Origin of the sequence: Ruegeria spongiae, assembly GCF_023502395.1 — a bacterium.
Lineage (GTDB): Bacteria > Pseudomonadota > Alphaproteobacteria > Rhodobacterales > Rhodobacteraceae > Ruegeria_C > Ruegeria_C spongiae.
The window spans coordinates 36,292-54,278 of sequence record NZ_JAMFMB010000019.1 but is presented as its reverse complement, the minus strand read 5'-3'; the positions used below and the strand labels follow the sequence as shown (position 1 = coordinate 54,278).

The window sequence follows — 17,987 nt, the reverse complement described above, 5'->3', positions numbered from 1 at the left end:
AATTCTGCGCGATTTCCTGCCAATCGCTCTTTCTTCCATGGTAGAACATGCGATAATGTGACTATGTCGGCAAGCGTCGGCTGAGCGGTAAAGATGCGCCATCAAGGTGCGCGGGCACGTTCGTGATTTGAGGTTAGAGGCAGTCTGGGAGTCTGGACAGATGGGATTGAAACTGGCGCGTATCGTGGCAGGCATGTGTCTGGCCGGGCTGGCAAGCACCGCAATAGCGCAAACGTCGGAAAGCTCGAACCGGGTCGCGGTAAACACATCGTGGAGCGTGTTTGTCGAACAGGACCCGACCGAATGCTGGATCGTGTCCGCTCCGGAAGAGACGGTGAACACTCGCGGTGGCCGCGTCGTGGCCGTGCGCCGCAGCGATATCCTGCTGTTTGTTTTCTTTCGCCCAAAGGCGGGCGTAAAGGGTCAGGTGACCTTTACCGGGGGCTATCCCTTTGCACCGGGCTCGACGGTGAACCTGAGCGTCGGCGGGTCCGAGTTCGAACTTTTCACCGAAGGCGAATGGGCCTGGCCCGCAACCGCCGCTGACGATGCCAAGATCGTGACCGCGATGAAGCGCGGCGCGCAGGCGGTGCTGACCGCCCGTTCCGGGCGCGGCACCCAGACCAAGGACACGTTCTCGCTGCTGGGCTTTACTGCCGGTATCGAGGATGCCGACAAGCGCTGCACCGAGTAGCAAAACGGTCGATTGACCTATTTTCCTGACTGCTGAAACTGGCGCGGGCCTGTGTTCGGGTTTGTTCGGATCGACACGATTCCTTTTGATCTTGCCGCGCGTTCCTATATAGAGGCGCATCTTACGCACAAACCCCGAGTCTCGCCATGACCGCCAAAGCGCCGATCACCCAGGACGTGATGACCATTCCCCGCAAGCTGCCGGAGGGAAAGCTCAACCTTGTTGGCCTGACCCGCGACCAGCTGCGCGAGACGCTGATCGAACATGGCACACCGGAAAAGCAGGCCAAGATGCGGACCGGTCAGATCTGGCAGTGGATCTATCAATGGGGCGTACGTGATTTCGACGTGATGACCAACCTTGCCAAAGCCTATCGCGCGCAACTGGCCGAGAGCTTTGTCATCGAAACGCCCGAGGTGGTGACCCGACAGGTGTCCGAGGATGGCACCCGCAAATATCTGTGCCGCATCGCTGGCGGCCATGAGGTCGAGGTGGTCTATATCCCCGAAGAAGATCGCGGCACGCTGTGTATCTCCAGCCAGGTGGGCTGCACGCTGACCTGCTCCTTCTGCCATACCGGCACCCAGAAGCTGGTGCGCAACCTGACCGCCGCCGAGATTGTCGGTCAGGTGATGATGGCCCGCGACGATCTGGACGAATGGCCCACCCCCGGCGCGCCCAAGGACGAAACCCGCCTGCTTTCCAACATCGTTCTGATGGGCATGGGTGAGCCACTGTACAATTTCGACAACGTCCGCGACGCGATGAAGATCGCCATGGACCCCGAGGGGATTTCCCTGTCCCGCCGCCGCATTACGCTTTCGACCTCCGGCGTTGTGCCCGAGATTGCGCGCACGGCCGAGGAAATCGGCTGCCTGCTGGCGATTTCCTTCCACGCCACCACCGACGAGACCCGCGATGCGCTGGTCCCGATCAACAAGCGCTGGAACATCGAGGAACTGCTGCAAGCGCTGGCCGGCTATCCCAAAGTGTCGAACTCAGAACGGATCACCTTTGAATACGTGATGCTGGACGGGGTGAACGACAGCGATGCGGATGCCCATCGCCTGATCGACCATATCAAGCGCCACAACATCCCGGCCAAGATCAACCTGATCCCGTTCAACGAATGGCCCGGCGCGCCCTATAAGCGCAGCTCGAACAACCGCATCCGGGCGTTCGCCAATATCATCTATCAGGCAGGCTATGCCTCACCCATCCGCAAGACGCGGGGCGAGGACATCATGGCAGCTTGCGGCCAGTTGAAATCGGCCACCGAGCGGGCCCGCAAGTCGCGCAAACAGATCGAGGCCGAGGCCGGGTTGCGCCCCTGAGACCTTGCAACTATTTGGTGAACACCGCGCCGGAATGCGTTATCCCTGAACGTGAATTGACCCCAATTTGCGTTTCAAGGAACCATGCCCATGACCCGACGCCTTCTGCTTGCCGCCGCCATCCTGATCAGCAACGCGGTGGGGCTGTTGCTGGCCACATTGATTCTGGACGGGTTCTCGGTCGGGCCGCTGTCGCTGTTGATCGTCGTGGTGATCTTTACCGTCATTCAGGTCATCGCCGACCCGTTGATTACCAAAATCAGTGAAAAGAACCTGCCCGCGCTCAAGGGCGGCGTTGCTTTGGTGGTGATTTTCTTTGGCCTCATCATCACCAGCCTGATTGTCAGTGGCTTTCAGATCGGCGGTATCGCCAATCTGCTGGCGGCCACGCTGCTGGTCTGGCTCGGTTCGCTGATCGCCACCATCCTGATCCCGATTTTTGTGTTCAAGGAACTGCAGGCACCCACGAAGACCAAATAGGTTAATTGCGGCAATATCGGAAACGAACTGTCCCGGTTGCCCGCAAAACACCCTATTTCCGGTAAATTCCGGCCCAGATCAGCGGGCAGTGTCATCCTCGTTCAAAAAGGTAACGAGGTTGAGATGATGACTTTTGGCGAAGCCAACGGGGCTGTGATCGACGCAGCCATGCTGGACATGATCCAGCGGGAAAAAGAACAGGCGCTGAGCGCGCGGGAATGGGAATTCCGCCTGGCCGGGATGGGATATGCGATCAAAGCCATGCGCGGCAAGCAGGTGCTGACCAAACTGCCGCAGGGAACGGTAGTGGGTATTCTGCCCGAGAACCTGCACTGATCGGCTACACAGCCACCACCGCGGCACCGCTCAGGACATCAATATTGCGCCCGCCCACTGCGGGATCGGTATTGGCCCGCATATGGGTGACCATGTCGCGCACCCGGTTCCAGGTGCCCTCATCTGGATAGATCACGACAACCATGCCTTCGCTGTCGGAGGTGCGGACAAGATACCCGCCCACAGCCCCCATCGCCTTGAGCTGAGTCAGGTTGTCCCGCGCGCTTTTCTCCAGCGCGGCCTCGTCCTGCCCTTCTTCATAACGCCATGTCGAGACGGTCACATACGCCATCACACCCTCCCTTCGGTCTGTTGAGGGCCGAGTGTAGCACGATTCGATCCGGCGTTGTCCGGGGTGGGGTCGGCGAGGCCGGATCACAGCCCCAGACAACGGCAGGATCGACCGCTCAAAGGATGCCGGGCAGGTTCAACCCGTGATCGCGCGCGCAGTTTTTGGCGATGTCATAGCCCGCATCCGCGTGTCGCCAGACGCCCGATGCCGGGTCGTTCCACAACACCCGCTCCAGTCGCTTCGCGGCCTCTGGCGTGCCATCGGCGCAGATGACCACGCCCGCATGCTGGCTGAAGCCCATGCCAACCCCGCCGCCATGGTGCAGCGACACCCAGGTCGCGCCCGAGGCGGTGTTGATCAGCGCGTTCAACAGTGGCCAGTCGCTGACCGCGTCCGAGCCATCCAGCATCGCCTCGGTTTCGCGGTTGGGCGACGCGACCGAGCCGGAATCCAGATGATCGCGCCCGATCACCACCGGTGCCTTCAGCTCACCGCTGGCCACCATTTCGTTGAAGGCGAGCCCCGCCTTGTGCCGGTCGCCCAGCCCGATCCAGCAGATGCGCGCGGGCAGACCCTGAAACGCGATACGCTCCTGCGCCATGTCCAGCCAATTGTGCAGATGGGTGTTCTCGGGGAAGAGCTCCTTCATCTTGGCGTCGGTCTTGTAGATATCCCCGGGATCGCCCGACAGGGCGCACCAGCGGAACGGGCCGATGCCCTTGCAGAAGAGCGGGCGAATATAGGCGGGCACAAATCCGGGAAAGGCAAAGGCATTCTCCAGCCCCTCATTCTGCGCCACCTGCCGGATGTTGTTGCCATAATCCAGCGTCGGCACGCCTGCGTTCCAGAAATCGACCATCGCCTCTACATGTACGCGCATACTGGCGCAGGCGGCCTTTTCCACCGCTTTAGGGTCTGTTTCGCGCTTGTCGCGCCAATCCGCCAGCGACCAGCCCTGCGGCAGATAGCCGTTGATCGGGTCATGCGCACTGGTCTGGTCGGTGACGATGTCGGGGCGCATGCCACCGGCCTGCATGCGCGCATATATCTCAGGGAAAATATCGGCCGCATTGCCCAGCAACCCGACGGATTTCGCCTCGCCCGCTTTGGTCCAGCGATCAATCATCTCAAGCGCTTTGTCGAGCGTGTCGGCGCGCTCATCGACATATTTGGTGCGCAGGCGGAAATCGATCCGGTCCGGGTCGCATTCCACTGCGAGGCAGCAGGCCCCGGCAAAGACAGCAGCCAGCGGCTGCGCCCCGCCCATACCGCCCAGACCGCCGGTCAGGATCCATTTGCCGGTGAGGTCACCCTCGTAATGCTGCCGTCCGGCCTCGGCAAAGGTCTCATAGGTGCCCTGCACGATGCCTTGCGTACCGATATAAATCCATGAGCCAGCGGTCATCTGGCCGTACATCATCAGGCCTTTCTTATCGAGTTCATTGAAATGGTCCCATGTGGCCCAATGCGGCACTAAATTGGAGTTTGCGATCAAAACCCGAGGCGCGTCCGCATGGGTGCGGATCACCGCCACCGGCTTGCCCGACTGCACGATCAGGGTCTCTTCTGCCTCCAATTGTTTCAGACTGGCGCAAATGAGGTCGAAATCCTTCCATGTCCGCGCCGCACGCCCGATGCCGCCATAGACCACCAGCTCATGCGGGCTTTCGGCGACATCGGGGTGCAGGTTGTTCATCAGCATCCTCAGCGGCGCTTCGGTCTGCCAGCTTTTGGCATTCAGCTCAGGCCCGGTGGGGGGATAGATGTCGCGGATATTGTGGAGGGGGTCGGTCATGCGGGGCTCCAGTTCTTGAGCGTTGTGAGTATCTCGGTCAGGGGGCGGCGCAAGGCGTGCGCCTTGTCCGGTGCCCAAGTCCAGGGCGGGGTCTCTTCCATGTAGGTGGATTGCGCCAGTTCCATCTGGATCGCGTGCAGACCCTCTGTGGGCCGCCCGTAGTGGCGCGTGGTCCAGCCACCTTTGAAACGGCCATTGACCACGTGGCTGTAATCGGTCGCACCGGCGCAAATGTCCTGAACGCAGCGTTCCAGCCCCAGCGCGCAGGTGGTGCCGCTATTCGTACCGATATTGAAATCAGGCAAAATGCCGTCGAAAAGGAACGGGATATGCGAGCGGATCGAGTGGCAATCGTAGAGTATGGCAAAGCCATGCACAGCGCGCAGACGCTCCAGCTCTGCCGTCAGGGCGACGTGATAGGGCGCGTGGTAGGATTCGCGCCTGCGGGCGATTTCACCGGCGTCAGGCTCCATGCCCGGGCGGTAGATCGGCGAGCCGTCGAAATCGGTGAGAGGGCACAGGGTGGTGGTATTTTGCCCGGGATAGAGACTGATACCCGCCGGATCGCGGTTGACGTCGATCACATAGCGATGGATTGGCGTTCGCACCGTGGTGGTACCGGCGAGCAGCCCGTCATAGAGGCGGTCAATGTGCCAGTCGGTATCTGCCATTGCCTGCCCGGTGGCGTTCAGGCGGGACAGAACGTCGTCAGGTATCCGGGTCCCGGTATGGGGCAGGCCCAGCACCAGCGGGCTGTCACCGCGCACCACCTCGATCATGACGGCATCTCGAGCTGCGCCACCTGTTCGAGATCGCCGGATCGGACCATAGCCGCTGCCGCTTCGATATCAGGGGCGAGGTAGCGGTCCTGTTCCAACGCGGGCACGGAGCGCCGCAGATGCGCGATCACCGCCTGCAACTGTTGCGAGGTCACCAGCGGCGCGCGCGCCTCAACCCCCTGCGCGGCACAGAGCAGTTCGACCCCGAGGATCACTGACAGGTTCTGACCCATCCGCCCCAGTCGCAGCGCGCCGTGGGCGGCCATCGACACGTGATCCTCCTGATTGGCCGAGGTCGGGGTGGAATCCGTCACGCAGGGGTTGGCGAGATGCTTGTTCTCACTCATCAATGCCGCCGTGGTCACCTCGGCGATCATGAAGCCCGAATTCAACCCCGGTTCAGGGGTCAGGAAGGGTGGCAGATCGAAGCTGAGCGTCGGATCCACCATCAGTGCCACGCGGCGCTGGGCGATGGCGCCGATTTCGGCCAGGGCCAGCGCGATCTGATCGGCGGCAAAACCCACATATTCGGCATGGAAATTGCCGCCTGACACGATGCGCCCGGCCTCGACCAGCACCAACGGATTATCCGTGACAGCGTTGGCCTCGACCTCCAGCGTGCGGGCCGCCATGCGCAGCACGTCCAGCGCCGCGCCGACGACCTGGGGCTGGCAGCGGATGCAATAGGGGTCCTGTACGCGGGTGTCCCCTTCACGATGGCTTTCGCGGATCTCGGATCCCTCCATCAGCGCCCGCATTCCCCGTGCCACGTCGATCTGGCCCGCATGGCCGCGCAGCGCATGGATTTCGGGCACCAGCGGCGCGGTCGAGCCCATGATGGCATCTGTTGTCAGTGACGCGATCACCATCGAGGCGCGTGCCATCCGCAACCCGTCAAACAGGCCTGCCAAGGCGCAGGCGGTCGAGAACTGCGTGCCATTGATCAGACCCAGACCGGCCTTTGGGCCGAGAGTAACAGGCTCTAAATCGGCGCATTTCAGCGCCTCAATGGCGGGCATGCGCTGGCCGTCGTAGCAAGCCTCGCCCGCGCCGATCATCGCTGCGGCCATATGGGCCAGCGGCGCCAGATCCCCCGAAGCGCCGACCGAGCCTTGCGAGGGCACAACCGGAATCACATCACGCGCCAGCATTGCCTCGATCTGTTCGATTACCGCCCAGGATACGCCAGAAGCACCCCGGCCCAGCGACAGCAGCTTCAGCACCATCATCAGGCGTGTTTTATCTTGGGCCAGCGGCTCGCCCACGCCGCAGCAATGTGACAGGATCAGGTTGCGTTGCAAAAGGGCGGTGTCCTCGGGCGCGATCCGGGTCGAGGCCAGCTTGCCGAACCCGGTATTGACGCCATAGACCGCCTCTGATCCGGCTGCGGCCTGCGCCACCATGTCGGCGGCGGCGTCGATGGCTGGTCTGGCGGCCCGGTCCAGCTGCGCCGGGGTTCCATCTCGAAAAAGGGTTTCCAGCGTGTCGAGCGTGGTGGTGCCGGGTGTCAGAACAATCATGGGCGACCTGCGAGGATACGGGCGTGAAGCGGGTTGAAACCGATGCGATAGGACAGCTCTGCCGGTGTTTCGACATCCCAGACCGCCAGATCGGCGCGCAGGCCCGGCGCGATCCGGCCCCGATCCGGCAGCCCCAGCGCTTGCGCGGCATTGCATGTGACACCGGCCAGTGCCTCTTCGGGCGTCATGCGGAACAGGGTGCAGCCCATGTTCATGGTCAGCAGCAGTGAGGTCAGCGGCGATGATCCCGGATTGCAATCGCTGGCCAGCGCCATCGGAACGTGATGGGCGCGGAACGCCTCGATCGGCGGTTGCTGCACCTCACGCAGTGTATAGAACGCCCCCGGCAGGATCACCGCGACAGTGCCCGAAGCTGCCATTGCACGCGCATCCGCTTCGGTCGCATATTCCAGATGATCCGCCGACAGGGCGTTGTAGCGGGTTGCCAGTTGCGTGCCGCCCAGATGGGACAATTGCTCGGCATGCAGTTTGACCGGCAGGCCAAGCTCTGCCGCCACGCGGAACACCCGGTCGATCTGATCCGTGTCAAAGGCGATGTTTTCGCAGAACCCATCCACGGCATCCACCAGCCCTTCATCACCTGCGGCGCGCAGCGTCGGGATGCAGACCTCATCAATATAGGCGTCTTCGCGGGATTTGTACTCGGGTGGTGTCGCATGGGCGCCCAGAAAGCTGGTCTTGATCGTCACCGGGCGTACGCGTTGCAATGCACGGGCGGCGCGCAGCATGTTGAGCTCGGTCTCTCGATCCAGCCCATAGCCGGATTTGACCTCAACCGTGGTGACCCCTTCGGCGGTCAGCGCGTCCAGCCGGGGCAGAGCCTGTGCGATCAGCGTCTCCAGCGACGCCGTGCGCGTGTCACTGACGGTTGAGACGATTCCACCACCGGCGCGCGCGACCTCTTCGTAGCTGGCCCCGTTCAGGCGCATCTCGAACTCGCGGGCGCGATTGCCGCCGAAAACCAGATGGGTATGGCAATCGATCAATCCCGGCGTGACCAGCCGCCCACCCAGATCATCGCGGGGCCAGTCGCCAAAGTCGCCGGGCACCGCGCTTGCGGGTCCGACCCACGCGATCTGATCGCCCTCAATGGCGATCGCCGCCAGTTCGATCAGACCATAAGGGGCGTCGCCCGCACTCATCGTTGCGGCATGAAGGCCGGTCAGGATGCGCTTGTTGGTCACGGGAATCCTCTGTGGAAGCTTGCACGTTGTAAGGTATGCGGTTAAGAATGTTATGTCTAGTCATAATTGGAGGCCAAATGCAGGCGATATATGCGCAACGCGCCTTATTAGGCTCTGAATGGTGTCGGGATGTGCGCATCTGTGTTGAGGATATGCGCATCGTTACACTCGAGGTCGGTGCCGCACCCCAACCCGGTGATGCGCATGTCGATACGTTGCTGCCCGCGCTGGCGAACCTGCACTCGCACAGCTTCCAGCGTGCCATGGCCGGGATGACCGAGACACGCGCGGCGGATCGCGACAGTTTCTGGACCTGGCGCGAGATGATGTACCGGTTCGTCACCCATTTCACGCCCGAGCAGTATGAGGCTATCGCCGCGCTGGTCTTTCTGGAGATGCAGGAGGCAGGCTATGCCTCGGTCGGTGAGTTTCACTATGTCCATCACCAGCCCGATGGCACGCCCTATGACGCGGTCAGCGAGCTTAGCCAACGTGTCTTTGCCGCCGCTGCGCAGACCGGGATCGGGCTGACCCATTTGCCGGTGCTCTACAGCTATGGCGGGGCAGGGCAGGACGAACTGGGGCCGGGGCAGAGAAGGTTCGGCAATGATGTCGGCGCCTATCTCGACCTGGTGTCCCAGGCGCGAACGGCCTCTCGGGCGCTGCCTGCCGATACCTGCGTCGGCATCGCCCCGCACTCGCTGCGCGCAACCTGCCCCGAGGATCTGGCCAATCTGCTGGCCTCGCACGACGCTCAACCGATCCATATCCATATCGCGGAACAGCTCAAGGAGGTCGAAGATATCCGGCAATGGCTGGGGTCTAGACCGGTCGACTGGCTGCTGCAAAACGCACCCGTTGATGACCGGTGGTGCCTGATCCATGCCACCCACATGACCGAAGCAGAAACGATCGCGATGGCGCGCTCCGGCGCGGTTGCGGGCCTGTGTCCGGTGACCGAGGCCAATCTGGGCGACGGACCGTTCAATGGCCCGACATTCATGCAGGCAGGCGGGCGATTTGGCATCGGGTCGGATTCGAATGTCTGCATCTCGCTGACCGAAGAATTGCGGACACTGGAATACTCCCAGCGCCTGCGGGACCACAGCCGCAACGTGATGGTGCCGGGCGCAGGGTCGGTCGGGGCACATCTCTACCTGTCTGCGGCGGTGGGAGGCGCGCAGGCGCTGGGCCGCGACAGCGGTGAGATTGCGACCGGCAAGCTTGCTGATCTGGTGGCCGTTGACAGCACCGACCCGGCCCTGATGGCGCTGAGTGACGAACAGCTTCTGGATGGTTTGTGTTTTGCCGCCAAGGACCACGTTGTCACCGACCTCTGGTCCGCCGGGCGGCATCAGGTGCGGGGCGGGCGACATGTCGCGCGCGATGCGGTCCTCAGCAAGTACAGGGAAGCCATGACAACACTGATGGACAGGATCTGACCCATCGGCGCGGTTCGGCTCTTTCTTGTAAAACATAGGCATAATATCATTATGCCCGGATTTATGCGCAGGGGGCGAAATGGCTGATCGCAAAACCATCAGTTATCAGGACATACGCGACGAGGTTGTTGCACGCATCCAGAACAGGCGCTGGCCTCAAGGAACGGTTCTGCCGACCGAGCTTGAGCTGGCCGCCGAATTTGGCTGTGCGCGTGCAACCGTTAACCGCGCTCTGCGCGAACTGGCCGAGCGCGGCATCGTCGACCGGAAGCGCAAGAGCGGTACGCGGGTTGCTCTCAGCCCGACCAAACAGGCGAAGCTGGAAATAGCGGTCGTCCGCCAAACCGTCGAAGAGATGAACGCCGCCTATCGCTATTCGCTGGTCAGCCGGGACCTGATGGCCTGTCCGCCCTGGCTGCAGGCCAAGATCGGGCTGACCGACCCCGGGCAAGTCCTGCATCTGTGCTGTATGCACTTCGCTGACGACCGGCCTTTCCAGTTCGAGGAACGCTGGATCAATGTCCAGGCTGTTCCGCATGTGATCGAGGCTGACTTCCTTTCGGTGGGCCCCAACGAATGGCTGTTGGCCGAGGTTCCGTTCTCGGACGCGGAAGTGGCGTTTTCAGCGGTGCCCGCAAGCGCAAGCCTGAGCGAATTTCTTGCCGTCCCAACGGGCACGCCGCTGTTTCAGATGGAACGGACGACCTGGTTCCGGTCCGAGCCTGTGACCTTTGTGCGCATGACCTTTCATCAGGGCTATCAGATGCGCACGCGGTACTGACCGCGCTGTCCGATATGGGACCCGTGATGGAAATGGGCGGCATGCGCCTTCTGGTTTTGGTCAATACAGAAAATCTGCCGGTTCGATCCGCCGAGCGAATCGCCTGATACGGGTATTACTGAATTGCGGGGCATTTCGACTGTTTCTCAATGCCATTTGCGACGATAGACTTTGGATGGGCTCGTATCATCACGCTCGCCAGGGTGTTCGGGGAAATCGGCGCAAACCGCATTGTGCAAGGAGAATTCCCGCGTCACAGGGGCGGCGAAGCTTACTAAAGTCCAGTTTCGCGCCAAATTTTGCCAGCAACCTGCAATTGCGTAGGCGCATTTCCGCTCACCGTGTGATATGATACGGTCATCAATGTATTTGGACTTGCGACGCAGGTGATTCAGCGTCCAAAGGGACTTCAAGCTAGCGCTAAACGCGCAAAATGGGGCAGACATGTTCGAGGTAACGGAAAACACGCCGTCAATACGGCTCTCTTCGCACCTGCGTTGCGAAGGTGGCTGGCGCGTGACTTCCGGCCGATCGGCCCTAAATAAAGTGACGAAGGTTCGGGCATCTGCCAGTTACGGCGGATTTACCTGTGCAACGCGACGCAACAGGCATGACGCAGTCGCGACCGACGTTCAACTTGGCAGTGGCGCCAGCTTAGCTGGCGTTTCGCAAAGCAGTTCTGCAATTTTTGCAGGCAATGACATCAGAACGCTTCAAGGCGTCGGGGCACCGGATCTATCCCCCAGATCCCGCCCCATCAGTTTCCGGGATAATATTTCTGTTCCGGGTCACGCCTTGATGCTGCGGCAGGATCTGCCGGGCTTCTAGTCCGGTAATTCCCGCTGCGGGCCAGACACAGCAGCTACACCCGGTCTGGCCTACCCCGTCGGAGAGAACCCCCCTCCTCTCCGGCGGGGACCCCCAAATTCTCAGGAGAATCGAGAGAAGGGTTCAGCCGTTCTCGCGCAGGATATGACCCGCCAGATAGAGCGAACCGCATATCAGTACGCGGGCCTGGGGGTCGGTCCGTGTGATCGCTTGCAGCGCGGCGGCAGCACTATCTGCAGTACTCGCAGCCAGGCCAACCGATTGCGCGGCGGCAGCGGTCTCAGCGGCGGGCAGCGTGTTGGCCTCGCCCGGGATCGACACGGCGGTCAGGCTGTCGGCCTGCACCGCCAGCGGGCACAGGTAGCCAGTGACATCCTTGGTGTTGAGCATGCCGCAGATCATATGCGTGGGTCGTTTCGGAAGCCGTGCAAGCAGGTCGGACAGCGCATGGCCAGCGGCAGCATTGTGACCGCCATCAAGCCAGAGCTCGGCCTCGGGCGCGCTGTCAACCAGCGGGCCGGTCCTGAGGCGCTGCATGCGCGCTGGCCATTCGGCGCGAGTCACGGCAGCCTCATAGGCGGCGTCGCCCAGGTTCAGGTGACGCAGAACCGCCAGCGCCGCACCGGAATTCTGAACCTGATGCGCGCCCAGCAGAGTCGGCAGCGGCAGGTCACGCAGCCCGGTTTCGTCCTGATAGATCAACCGCTCGCGTTCTTCATATGCATGCCAGTGCTGACCATAGGCGAGCATCGGCGCGCCGAGTCGGGCAGCGGTGGCCTCGATAACCTCCATTGCCTCTTCAGGCTGCGGGCCGACGATGACCGGCACGCCGCGCTTGATGATCCCGGCCTTCTCGGTTGCGATCTTGGTGATCGTGTCGCCAAGGAACTGCTCATGATCGACCGAGATCGGCGTTATGACACAAAGCGCCGGATGGTCGATCACGTTGGTGGCGTCCAGCCGGCCGCCCAGACCCACTTCGAGCAGGGTGTAATCCGCCGGAACCCGCGAGAAAGCGAGCAGCCCGGCGATGGTCGTGATCTCGAAATAGGTGATCGAGGCGCCATCGTTGGCGGCGTAACATTCATCGAGAACCGCCGTCAGGTCGGGTTCGGAAATCAGTGTTCCGGCCAGGCGGATTCGTTCGTGAAACCGCGCCAGGTGCGGCGAGGTATAGGCATGGGCGCGCAGCCCGGCCCCTTCCAGCCCGGCGCGGATCATCGCAAGGGTTGAGCCCTTGCCATTGGTTCCTGCGATATGGATGACCGGCGGCAGCCTGTGCTGCGGGTTGTCCAGCGCGGCAAGCAGGTGCCAGACCCGGTCCAGCGTCAGGTCGATGATCTTGGGGTGCAGCGCCATCATCCTCTCAAGGATGATGTCGGATTGTGCCGCGTTCATTTCTTGGCCGGTGCCTTTTCAACGGGCGCTTTGGTGGCCTCCGCCTCTGGTTCGGGCGCAGGCAGATCGCCGCGCACCGCAGGCGGCTGGTTCATCAGCATCCGGGTGATGGTGATCAACTCATCGCGCATCTCGGTCCGTTTCGTCACCCGGTCCAGCATGCCGTGATCCAGCAGGTATTCGGCGCGCTGAAAGCCTTCGGGCAGCTTCTCGCGGATGGTCTGTTCGATCACGCGCGGCCCGGCAAAGCAGATCAGCGCGTTGGGTTCCGAGATATGCACATCGCCCAGCATCGCATAAGACGCGGTGACGCCGCCGGTGGTCGGATGGGTCAGAACCACGATATAGGGCAGGCCCGCCTCTTTCAGCATCTCGACCGCGACGGTGGTGCGGGGCATCTGCATCAGCGACAGGATGCCTTCCTGCATGCGCGCGCCGCCAGCGGCGGAAAACAGGATCAGCGGGCGCTTCAGCCTCACCGCCTCCTGCGCGGCAGCGATGATGGCATTGCCCACATACATCCCCATCGACCCGCCCATGAACGAGAAATCCTGGGCGGCGGCAATGATCGGCGTGCGGCCGATCTCTCCTCTGGCGACCAGCATCGCCTCTTTCTCGCCGGTGGCTTTCTGCGCCGCCTTCATACGGTCGGGATATTTCTTCTGATCGCGGAACTGCAGCGGATCGGCTTTGGGCTCGGGCACCGCCACGTCGGTAAAGACACCGCCATCAAACAGCGCGGTGAACCGCTCGCGTGGGGTGATCGCCATGTGGTGGTCGCAATTGGTGCAGACGTTCAGATTGTCGCTGAGCTCGCGATGGAACAGCATGGTTCCGCATTCTTTGCATTTATGCCAGAGGTTCTCGGGCATCTCCCGGCGCGAAAAGATCGAGTTGATCCGGGGCCGGACATAGTTGGTGATCCAGTTCATTCAGGAACCTCAGGTCGAACATGCACGCGCCCAGATAAGACGCCGTGCCCGAAATTGCAATCAGCGACGCAACCCAATGCGCGCCACAAGCCAGGCGCAGACCATCATGACCAGGTCCACAAGCAGCCACAAACGCAGCGCGCCGGTATCCGACATGTCGAACGGCGTGAGGTAAAGCGCCAGCCCGCTGAGCATGTCAGGGAAGCCCACGATCAGCAACGCCACGACATTGTTGGTGAAATGCAGCGCGATGGCGGGGCCCAGCGTACCCGCCCGCGCCGTGATATCGGCCATCAGCAACCCGAAGATCCCGGTCAACGCAACGACAAGCAGGGCATTCTCTCCCGCCTGTTCTGGTGAATAATGGCCGAAAGCGAACAGGATCGAGGGCAGCAGCATCCAGATCAGCGGGCTGCGGAACCGCGCGGCAAGGGATTGCTGCAGGTACCCGCGAAACAGGATTTCCTCGGCGCTGACCTGGATCAGCACCGCCAACAGCGACAGGGGAAGCAGGAACAGCCAGGCACCGAACGTCAGATTCGGCGTCAGCGGCGCGCCGAAGCTGTAAGGCGGCAACACAAAGACCGCCAGCATCATCAGAACCAACAGCCTGAACACCTGCCAGAACTGCCGGATCATCAGGCGCAGGTCTCCGGTCACGCTTTGCAGGCTGCGGCGCTGCAACTGGCGCACTGCCAGCGTGACGCCAAGCGTCATGAAGCCGAAGCTGGCGAGCAGCATCAGCAGCCCGGCTGCAGAATCGCCGGTGATGAAGGACATGGCAAGCTCATGCGATCCCGCCGCCAGCGCTCGCCAGACCACAGTGTAGCCGACAAACAGCGTCACCGACACGATCACCAACCCCAGCAGCATGCGCCAGAGCGCCTGCCGGGGGCGGCAGGGGGCCACGAGGGCCTCATGCGCGGCGTAGGGCGTGTCAATCATTGCGTGGGTCACCTGCATCTGTGCGCATCACGTCGGGCATGTTCCTAAGATCGGGATCATAACCGCTGTTTATGATGTCCTGAATACGCTCTCCGGCCCCCATCAGATAGCCCGAGACGGTTTCCAGCAATTGCACGGCCACCTCGGCATCGCTTTCGATCACCGCACGGAGTTCCTCGCCGCCGATCCTGAGAAACTTGCTGTCCTCCTGCGCCACCAGATTCATGCTCCGGGTCCGGCGCATGATGATCGACAGGTCGCCGATCAGGCGGCCGGGTTCGATCTCGCTTATGATGCGGGCGTCGTCCTCTTGGCCGGGCCAGCGCAGCAGGGCGCTGCCCTCGACACAGAGATAGGCGGCATCGGCCTGCTGCCCGGCGGCAAAGATCGTCTGCCCTGCCCCGACCTCGTACCATTGCGCCGAATAGGCCAGAAGCTTCTGGTTGCGGGCGTTCAGGTTGCCGAACAGGTCGGTTCCCGCGATGATGTTGAGCTTGCGGCTCAGATCCGCCGCACCGCTCTCGTCCAGACCGTCCATCTGAACCCCCGCCACACCGTCGATGCGACCGTTTTCGATTTCGATGAACAGGTCATAGGCCTCGGGGTGGGCAAAGCTGTCTTCCATGAAGATCATGATCGATTTCGGGAGCAATTCGCGCAGGCGTTGCCGGGTGCGCAACCGGCTCTGGGAATCGTGGCTGGCCAGCGCCTTGTCGAGGATCAGGATATCGGGGCGCTTGATGCCCGCCCGGGAAAAGGCGGTTCGTTCCTGGAACACGGTGGGCAGACTGTTGCCGCCCAATCCCGAAGGCAGGTCGTAGATGATTGCCGCCAGGCGGCGGCGCAGCCCGGCCTCGGTCAACACCTCGGCGACCACATCCTCGATCTCTTCGGCGCGCGCGCCCGCCATCTGCGACACCCGCCCGAACAGCGCGTTTTCGGCGACACTCAAACGGGGCAGGTAGCGGTCCTCGCGGATGGTCTCGAACATGCCATGCGAGGCCTCGGTCAGCCGGTCGGCATGGGCGCGGCGCATGGCGAGGATCTTGTCCTTGAACGCGTCCGAAAAGCTGGGGCCGATCTGTTCGGCGGTCAGCAGGAAGGGCACCGCCACCAGCAAGGCTTCTTCGTCGTCGCTCAGGGCCTGATCGCCATCCTCTTCGCGGCGCTCGGCAATGTCGAGCAATCGGCGGTAGATGTCCTCATCCAGCCCCAGACGCTGGAACAGCGGGTGGTCAATGCCATCGCGGCCAAAGGTCTGCCGCAGGTCGTCAATCACCGTGGTGGCGATCATCACGGCCTCGTCATCGAGACCAAGCTCTTCCATCATCGCGATGAATTCACCGTTTTTGACAAGCGCCTCGGCCTGCAGATCACCGGTCGGCTCGGCAAAGAGAAGGTTGCCGCTGATGGCCACCGACGGGTTGAACGTCTCGCGGTCGAAGCGGTTGACCAGATCCTCCAGCCCGCGTGCCGCGATGGCCTCGCGGACCTTGCCGCGCAGAGCCACGACATCGCGGGCAAGCACGCGATGCAGGTCCGGGTCGAGCCGGGACCGCAAGGTGCGGCGCAGCATGAATTCGTCGATCCCCATCGCCTCGACCAGCTGGAACCACCAGTCGCGGATGCCCTCGCCATCAGGCAGGCCGGCAAGGCTTGGATCAAGCCAGTTCTCATCCAGCGAATCGCCGCTATTGCCCGCGCGGAGCGCCTCTGCCTGCCGCCGGTCGGGTGGGCGCGGATGTTCATGGTCCGCATCATGTTGCGGTTTGGTCCGCAGCGGCATCAGCAGGTTGTCACCCAGCGTGCCGTCAAACAGATAGGGGCGCGAATGGGCGTATCCTACGCGCGCGGCAATCACCGACTGATGCAGCTCTTTCACATTATGCCCGGAGAGGAGGACATCCCCATGGGTCGGTAGCATCTCGCGGGTCAGCAGTTGCGCGATGGCGCTGCGTTCGGATTGCCGACTTGACCGGACCGCCACCCGCGCGCCGGGCGGGATGGTCATGTTGACGTCTTCGAGGATGGTGTTGCCGTCCTGATCGCGCACCGTCACGTTGCGCATCTCGATCGCGCCGGTCAGGTGGGGAATATCCGCCGGTTCGCCGTCGAACAGCTTGGACGGGATCATGTTGCGCGGGGCAAACCGCTCGGTCACGATCTCCCAGCGCAGTGACATGTCCTGCACCTGGTTGTAATAGGTCAGCAGCTCTTTCCACGGGCTGGACAGGTCCTTGTAGGCGGCAAGGGCTGCCACCAGCGCGCCCACCGTAATCTCTCCCTTGATCGCCAGATAGCCGCCCGCCGAGTAGAAGAGGAACGGCGTCATCTGAGTGATCAGATTGTTCAGGAACTTCATGAAGAATTTCTTCTGATAAATCCTGAACCGGATATCGAACAGCTTGCCCAGCCGGTTGGTGAAAATCGCCATTCGGTAGCGCCAGCCACCATTGGCGCGCAGGTCCGAGATACCGGCTGCGCTTTCGCCGATCTCTGATGACAGGCGGCGGACCTGCTGGATGCGGTCCTTGTTCAGCAGGTTGATCTGGCGCTGCAGCATCGGGATCAGCCAGGCCTGCAGCGGGATCAGCGCGATCGAGGCCAGCCCGAACCAGACGCTCTGCATGAACAGGAAGGTCACGATGGTCAGCATTTGCCCCAGCTGGAACACCGGCTGCGCCACCGCATCGCCCATCAACCCGCCCATCGGTTCGGCCTCGGAGGTGATCATCGAGACCAGCTCGCCCTGGCTGGTGGTGGCAAAATAGGGTCGCGGAAAGCGCATCATGCGGCTGATCAGCTGATAGCGCAGCCGCCGCAGCATCCGTTCCGACAACACGCCCTTCTTCGTGTTGATACGCATTTTCATGAAACCGCTGGCGATCACCGTGGCCAGAAACGCAAAACACAGCACCAGCAGATACTGCACTTGCGTCAGGTCGAATCCCCATAGATTGATCACACCCGTCGTAGCGCCAATGGCATCGTTGATGATGCGCTTGGGCAGTTCCAGCGAGGCATAGAGGAACGGGAACGAGATCACCGTCAGCATCAGCAGATAAAGCTGCTGCCGTTTCGAATGCTTCCAGATGAATGAAAACAGTGTGGGTTCCATCACCCGTCCCTTGTTTCAGGTAAAAACGTCCACGGCACGGCGCGGAAATCCCACTGTCACCGGATGACGGACGGTAAGCACTGGCCCGGTGGATTACAAGACGCGGGG

General features: G+C 62.1%; 15 protein-coding genes. 6 read left to right on the top strand and 9 right to left on the bottom strand.

Features of this window, described 5'->3' with window-relative positions; translation table 11 throughout:
- Window positions 1–160 precede the first annotated feature (160 nt).
- The 4 genes from M3P21_RS15115 (at window position 161) to M3P21_RS15100 (ending at window position 2,844) form a co-directional block, all read left to right on the top strand.
- Window positions 161–694, top strand: a complete 534-nt coding sequence (locus tag M3P21_RS15115; protein WP_249711125.1) for an invasion associated locus B family protein — start codon at window positions 161–163, stop codon at window positions 692–694.
- A gap of 146 nt (window positions 695–840) precedes the next feature.
- The gene (gene rlmN / locus M3P21_RS15110; protein WP_249711123.1) at window positions 841–2,028 is read left to right on the top strand and encodes a dual-specificity RNA methyltransferase RlmN; all 1,188 of its coding nucleotides are present in this window, start codon (window positions 841–843) and stop codon (window positions 2,026–2,028) included.
- A 90-nt stretch (window positions 2,029–2,118) separates the two neighbouring features.
- Window positions 2,119–2,508 carry a phage holin family protein gene (locus M3P21_RS15105; RefSeq protein WP_249711121.1) on the top strand — a complete coding sequence of 130 codons (390 nt, stop codon included), beginning with the start codon at window positions 2,119–2,121 and terminating at the stop codon, window positions 2,506–2,508.
- 123 nt (window positions 2,509–2,631) lie between these two features.
- Window positions 2,632–2,844 carry a hypothetical protein gene (locus M3P21_RS15100; protein WP_249711119.1) on the top strand — a complete coding sequence of 71 codons (213 nt, stop codon included), beginning with the start codon at window positions 2,632–2,634 and terminating at the stop codon, window positions 2,842–2,844.
- A gap of 4 nt (window positions 2,845–2,848) precedes the next feature.
- Here M3P21_RS15100 and M3P21_RS15095 read toward each other — a convergent pair whose 3' ends face one another.
- The 5 genes from M3P21_RS15095 to hutI all read right to left on the bottom strand — a co-directional run bounded on the left by M3P21_RS15095 (window position 2,849) and on the right by hutI (window position 8,393).
- A complete protein-coding gene (locus M3P21_RS15095; RefSeq protein WP_249711118.1) occupies window positions 2,849–3,136 on the bottom strand; it encodes a hypothetical protein in 288 nt (95 codons plus the stop codon).
- Window positions 3,137–3,251: 115 nt separating this feature from the next.
- Entirely contained in the window at window positions 3,252–4,931 is a 1,680-nt protein-coding gene (gene hutU, locus M3P21_RS15090; protein WP_249711116.1) for a urocanate hydratase, read from the bottom strand.
- The gene (hutG, locus tag M3P21_RS15085) at window positions 4,928–5,710 is read right to left on the bottom strand and encodes an N-formylglutamate deformylase (protein ID WP_249711114.1); all 783 of its coding nucleotides are present in this window, start codon (window positions 5,708–5,710) and stop codon (window positions 4,928–4,930) included. Before hutG ends, hutU begins: the two co-directional genes overlap by 4 nt.
- Window positions 5,707–7,230, bottom strand: coding sequence for a histidine ammonia-lyase (hutH, locus tag M3P21_RS15080; RefSeq protein ID WP_249711113.1), 1,524 nt, complete (start codon window positions 7,228–7,230; stop codon window positions 5,707–5,709). Before hutH ends, hutG begins: the two co-directional genes overlap by 4 nt.
- Window positions 7,227–8,393, bottom strand: a complete 1,167-nt coding sequence (hutI, locus tag M3P21_RS15075; protein WP_249711202.1) for an imidazolonepropionase — start codon at window positions 8,391–8,393, stop codon at window positions 7,227–7,229. The genes hutH and hutI overlap by 4 nt, the downstream gene beginning before the upstream one ends.
- A 119-nt stretch (window positions 8,394–8,512) precedes the next feature.
- On the opposite strand from hutI, the gene M3P21_RS15070 reads away from it, so the two are divergent.
- Both M3P21_RS15070 and hutC read left to right on the top strand, forming a co-directional pair.
- Window positions 8,513–9,877: a formimidoylglutamate deiminase gene (locus M3P21_RS15070; RefSeq protein ID WP_249711111.1), complete on the top strand. Its 1,365-nt coding sequence runs from the start codon at window positions 8,513–8,515 to the stop codon at window positions 9,875–9,877.
- Between the two features lie 79 nt (window positions 9,878–9,956).
- The gene (hutC, locus tag M3P21_RS15065; protein ID WP_249711108.1) at window positions 9,957–10,658 is read left to right on the top strand and encodes a histidine utilization transcriptional repressor HutC; all 702 of its coding nucleotides are present in this window, start codon (window positions 9,957–9,959) and stop codon (window positions 10,656–10,658) included.
- A gap of 951 nt (window positions 10,659–11,609) precedes the next feature.
- On the opposite strand, the gene M3P21_RS15060 is transcribed toward hutC, so the two are convergent.
- Genes M3P21_RS15060 through M3P21_RS15045 form a run of 4 tightly spaced genes read right to left on the bottom strand, consistent with a single transcriptional unit; the run spans window position 11,610 to window position 17,879 of the window.
- Window positions 11,610–12,884 (bottom strand): bifunctional folylpolyglutamate synthase/dihydrofolate synthase, encoded by a 1,275-nt coding sequence (locus M3P21_RS15060; protein WP_249711106.1) that lies wholly within the window; start codon window positions 12,882–12,884, stop codon window positions 11,610–11,612.
- Window positions 12,881–13,816, bottom strand: coding sequence for an acetyl-CoA carboxylase, carboxyltransferase subunit beta (gene accD, locus M3P21_RS15055; RefSeq protein WP_249711104.1), 936 nt, complete (start codon window positions 13,814–13,816; stop codon window positions 12,881–12,883). The genes M3P21_RS15060 and accD overlap by 4 nt, the downstream gene beginning before the upstream one ends.
- 60 nt (window positions 13,817–13,876) lie before the next feature.
- On the bottom strand, window positions 13,877–14,761 hold the full coding sequence (locus tag M3P21_RS15050; RefSeq protein WP_249711103.1) for a CPBP family intramembrane glutamic endopeptidase: 885 nt from the start codon (window positions 14,759–14,761) through the stop codon (window positions 13,877–13,879).
- The gene (locus tag M3P21_RS15045) at window positions 14,754–17,879 is read right to left on the bottom strand and encodes an ABC transporter transmembrane domain-containing protein (RefSeq protein ID WP_249711101.1); all 3,126 of its coding nucleotides are present in this window, start codon (window positions 17,877–17,879) and stop codon (window positions 14,754–14,756) included. The genes M3P21_RS15050 and M3P21_RS15045 overlap by 8 nt, the downstream gene beginning before the upstream one ends.
- Between the last annotated feature and the right edge of the window lie 108 nt (window positions 17,880–17,987).

Coding starts and splice junctions, on each gene's coding strand:
- M3P21_RS15070 (WP_249711111.1), top strand. CDS start 8,513: ATGCAGGCGATATATGCGCAACGCGCCTTATTAGGCTCTGAATGGTGT.
- accD (WP_249711104.1), bottom strand. CDS start 13,816: ATGAACTGGATCACCAACTATGTCCGGCCCCGGATCAACTCGATCTTT.
- hutI (WP_249711202.1), bottom strand. CDS start 8,393: ATGAGTGCGGGCGACGCCCCTTATGGTCTGATCGAACTGGCGGCGATC.
- M3P21_RS15050 (WP_249711103.1), bottom strand. CDS start 14,761: ATGATTGACACGCCCTACGCCGCGCATGAGGCCCTCGTGGCCCCCTGC.
- M3P21_RS15095 (WP_249711118.1), bottom strand. CDS start 3,136: ATGGCGTATGTGACCGTCTCGACATGGCGTTATGAAGAAGGGCAGGAC.
- hutG (WP_249711114.1), bottom strand. CDS start 5,710: ATGATCGAGGTGGTGCGCGGTGACAGCCCGCTGGTGCTGGGCCTGCCC.
- rlmN (WP_249711123.1), top strand. CDS start 841: ATGACCGCCAAAGCGCCGATCACCCAGGACGTGATGACCATTCCCCGC.
- M3P21_RS15100 (WP_249711119.1), top strand. CDS start 2,632: ATGATGACTTTTGGCGAAGCCAACGGGGCTGTGATCGACGCAGCCATG.
- M3P21_RS15105 (WP_249711121.1), top strand. CDS start 2,119: ATGACCCGACGCCTTCTGCTTGCCGCCGCCATCCTGATCAGCAACGCG.
- M3P21_RS15060 (WP_249711106.1), bottom strand. CDS start 12,884: ATGAACGCGGCACAATCCGACATCATCCTTGAGAGGATGATGGCGCTG.
- hutU (WP_249711116.1), bottom strand. CDS start 4,931: ATGACCGACCCCCTCCACAATATCCGCGACATCTATCCCCCCACCGGG.
- hutC (WP_249711108.1), top strand. CDS start 9,957: ATGGCTGATCGCAAAACCATCAGTTATCAGGACATACGCGACGAGGTT.
- M3P21_RS15115 (WP_249711125.1), top strand. CDS start 161: ATGGGATTGAAACTGGCGCGTATCGTGGCAGGCATGTGTCTGGCCGGG.
- hutH (WP_249711113.1), bottom strand. CDS start 7,230: ATGATTGTTCTGACACCCGGCACCACCACGCTCGACACGCTGGAAACC.
- M3P21_RS15045 (WP_249711101.1), bottom strand. CDS start 17,879: ATGGAACCCACACTGTTTTCATTCATCTGGAAGCATTCGAAACGGCAG.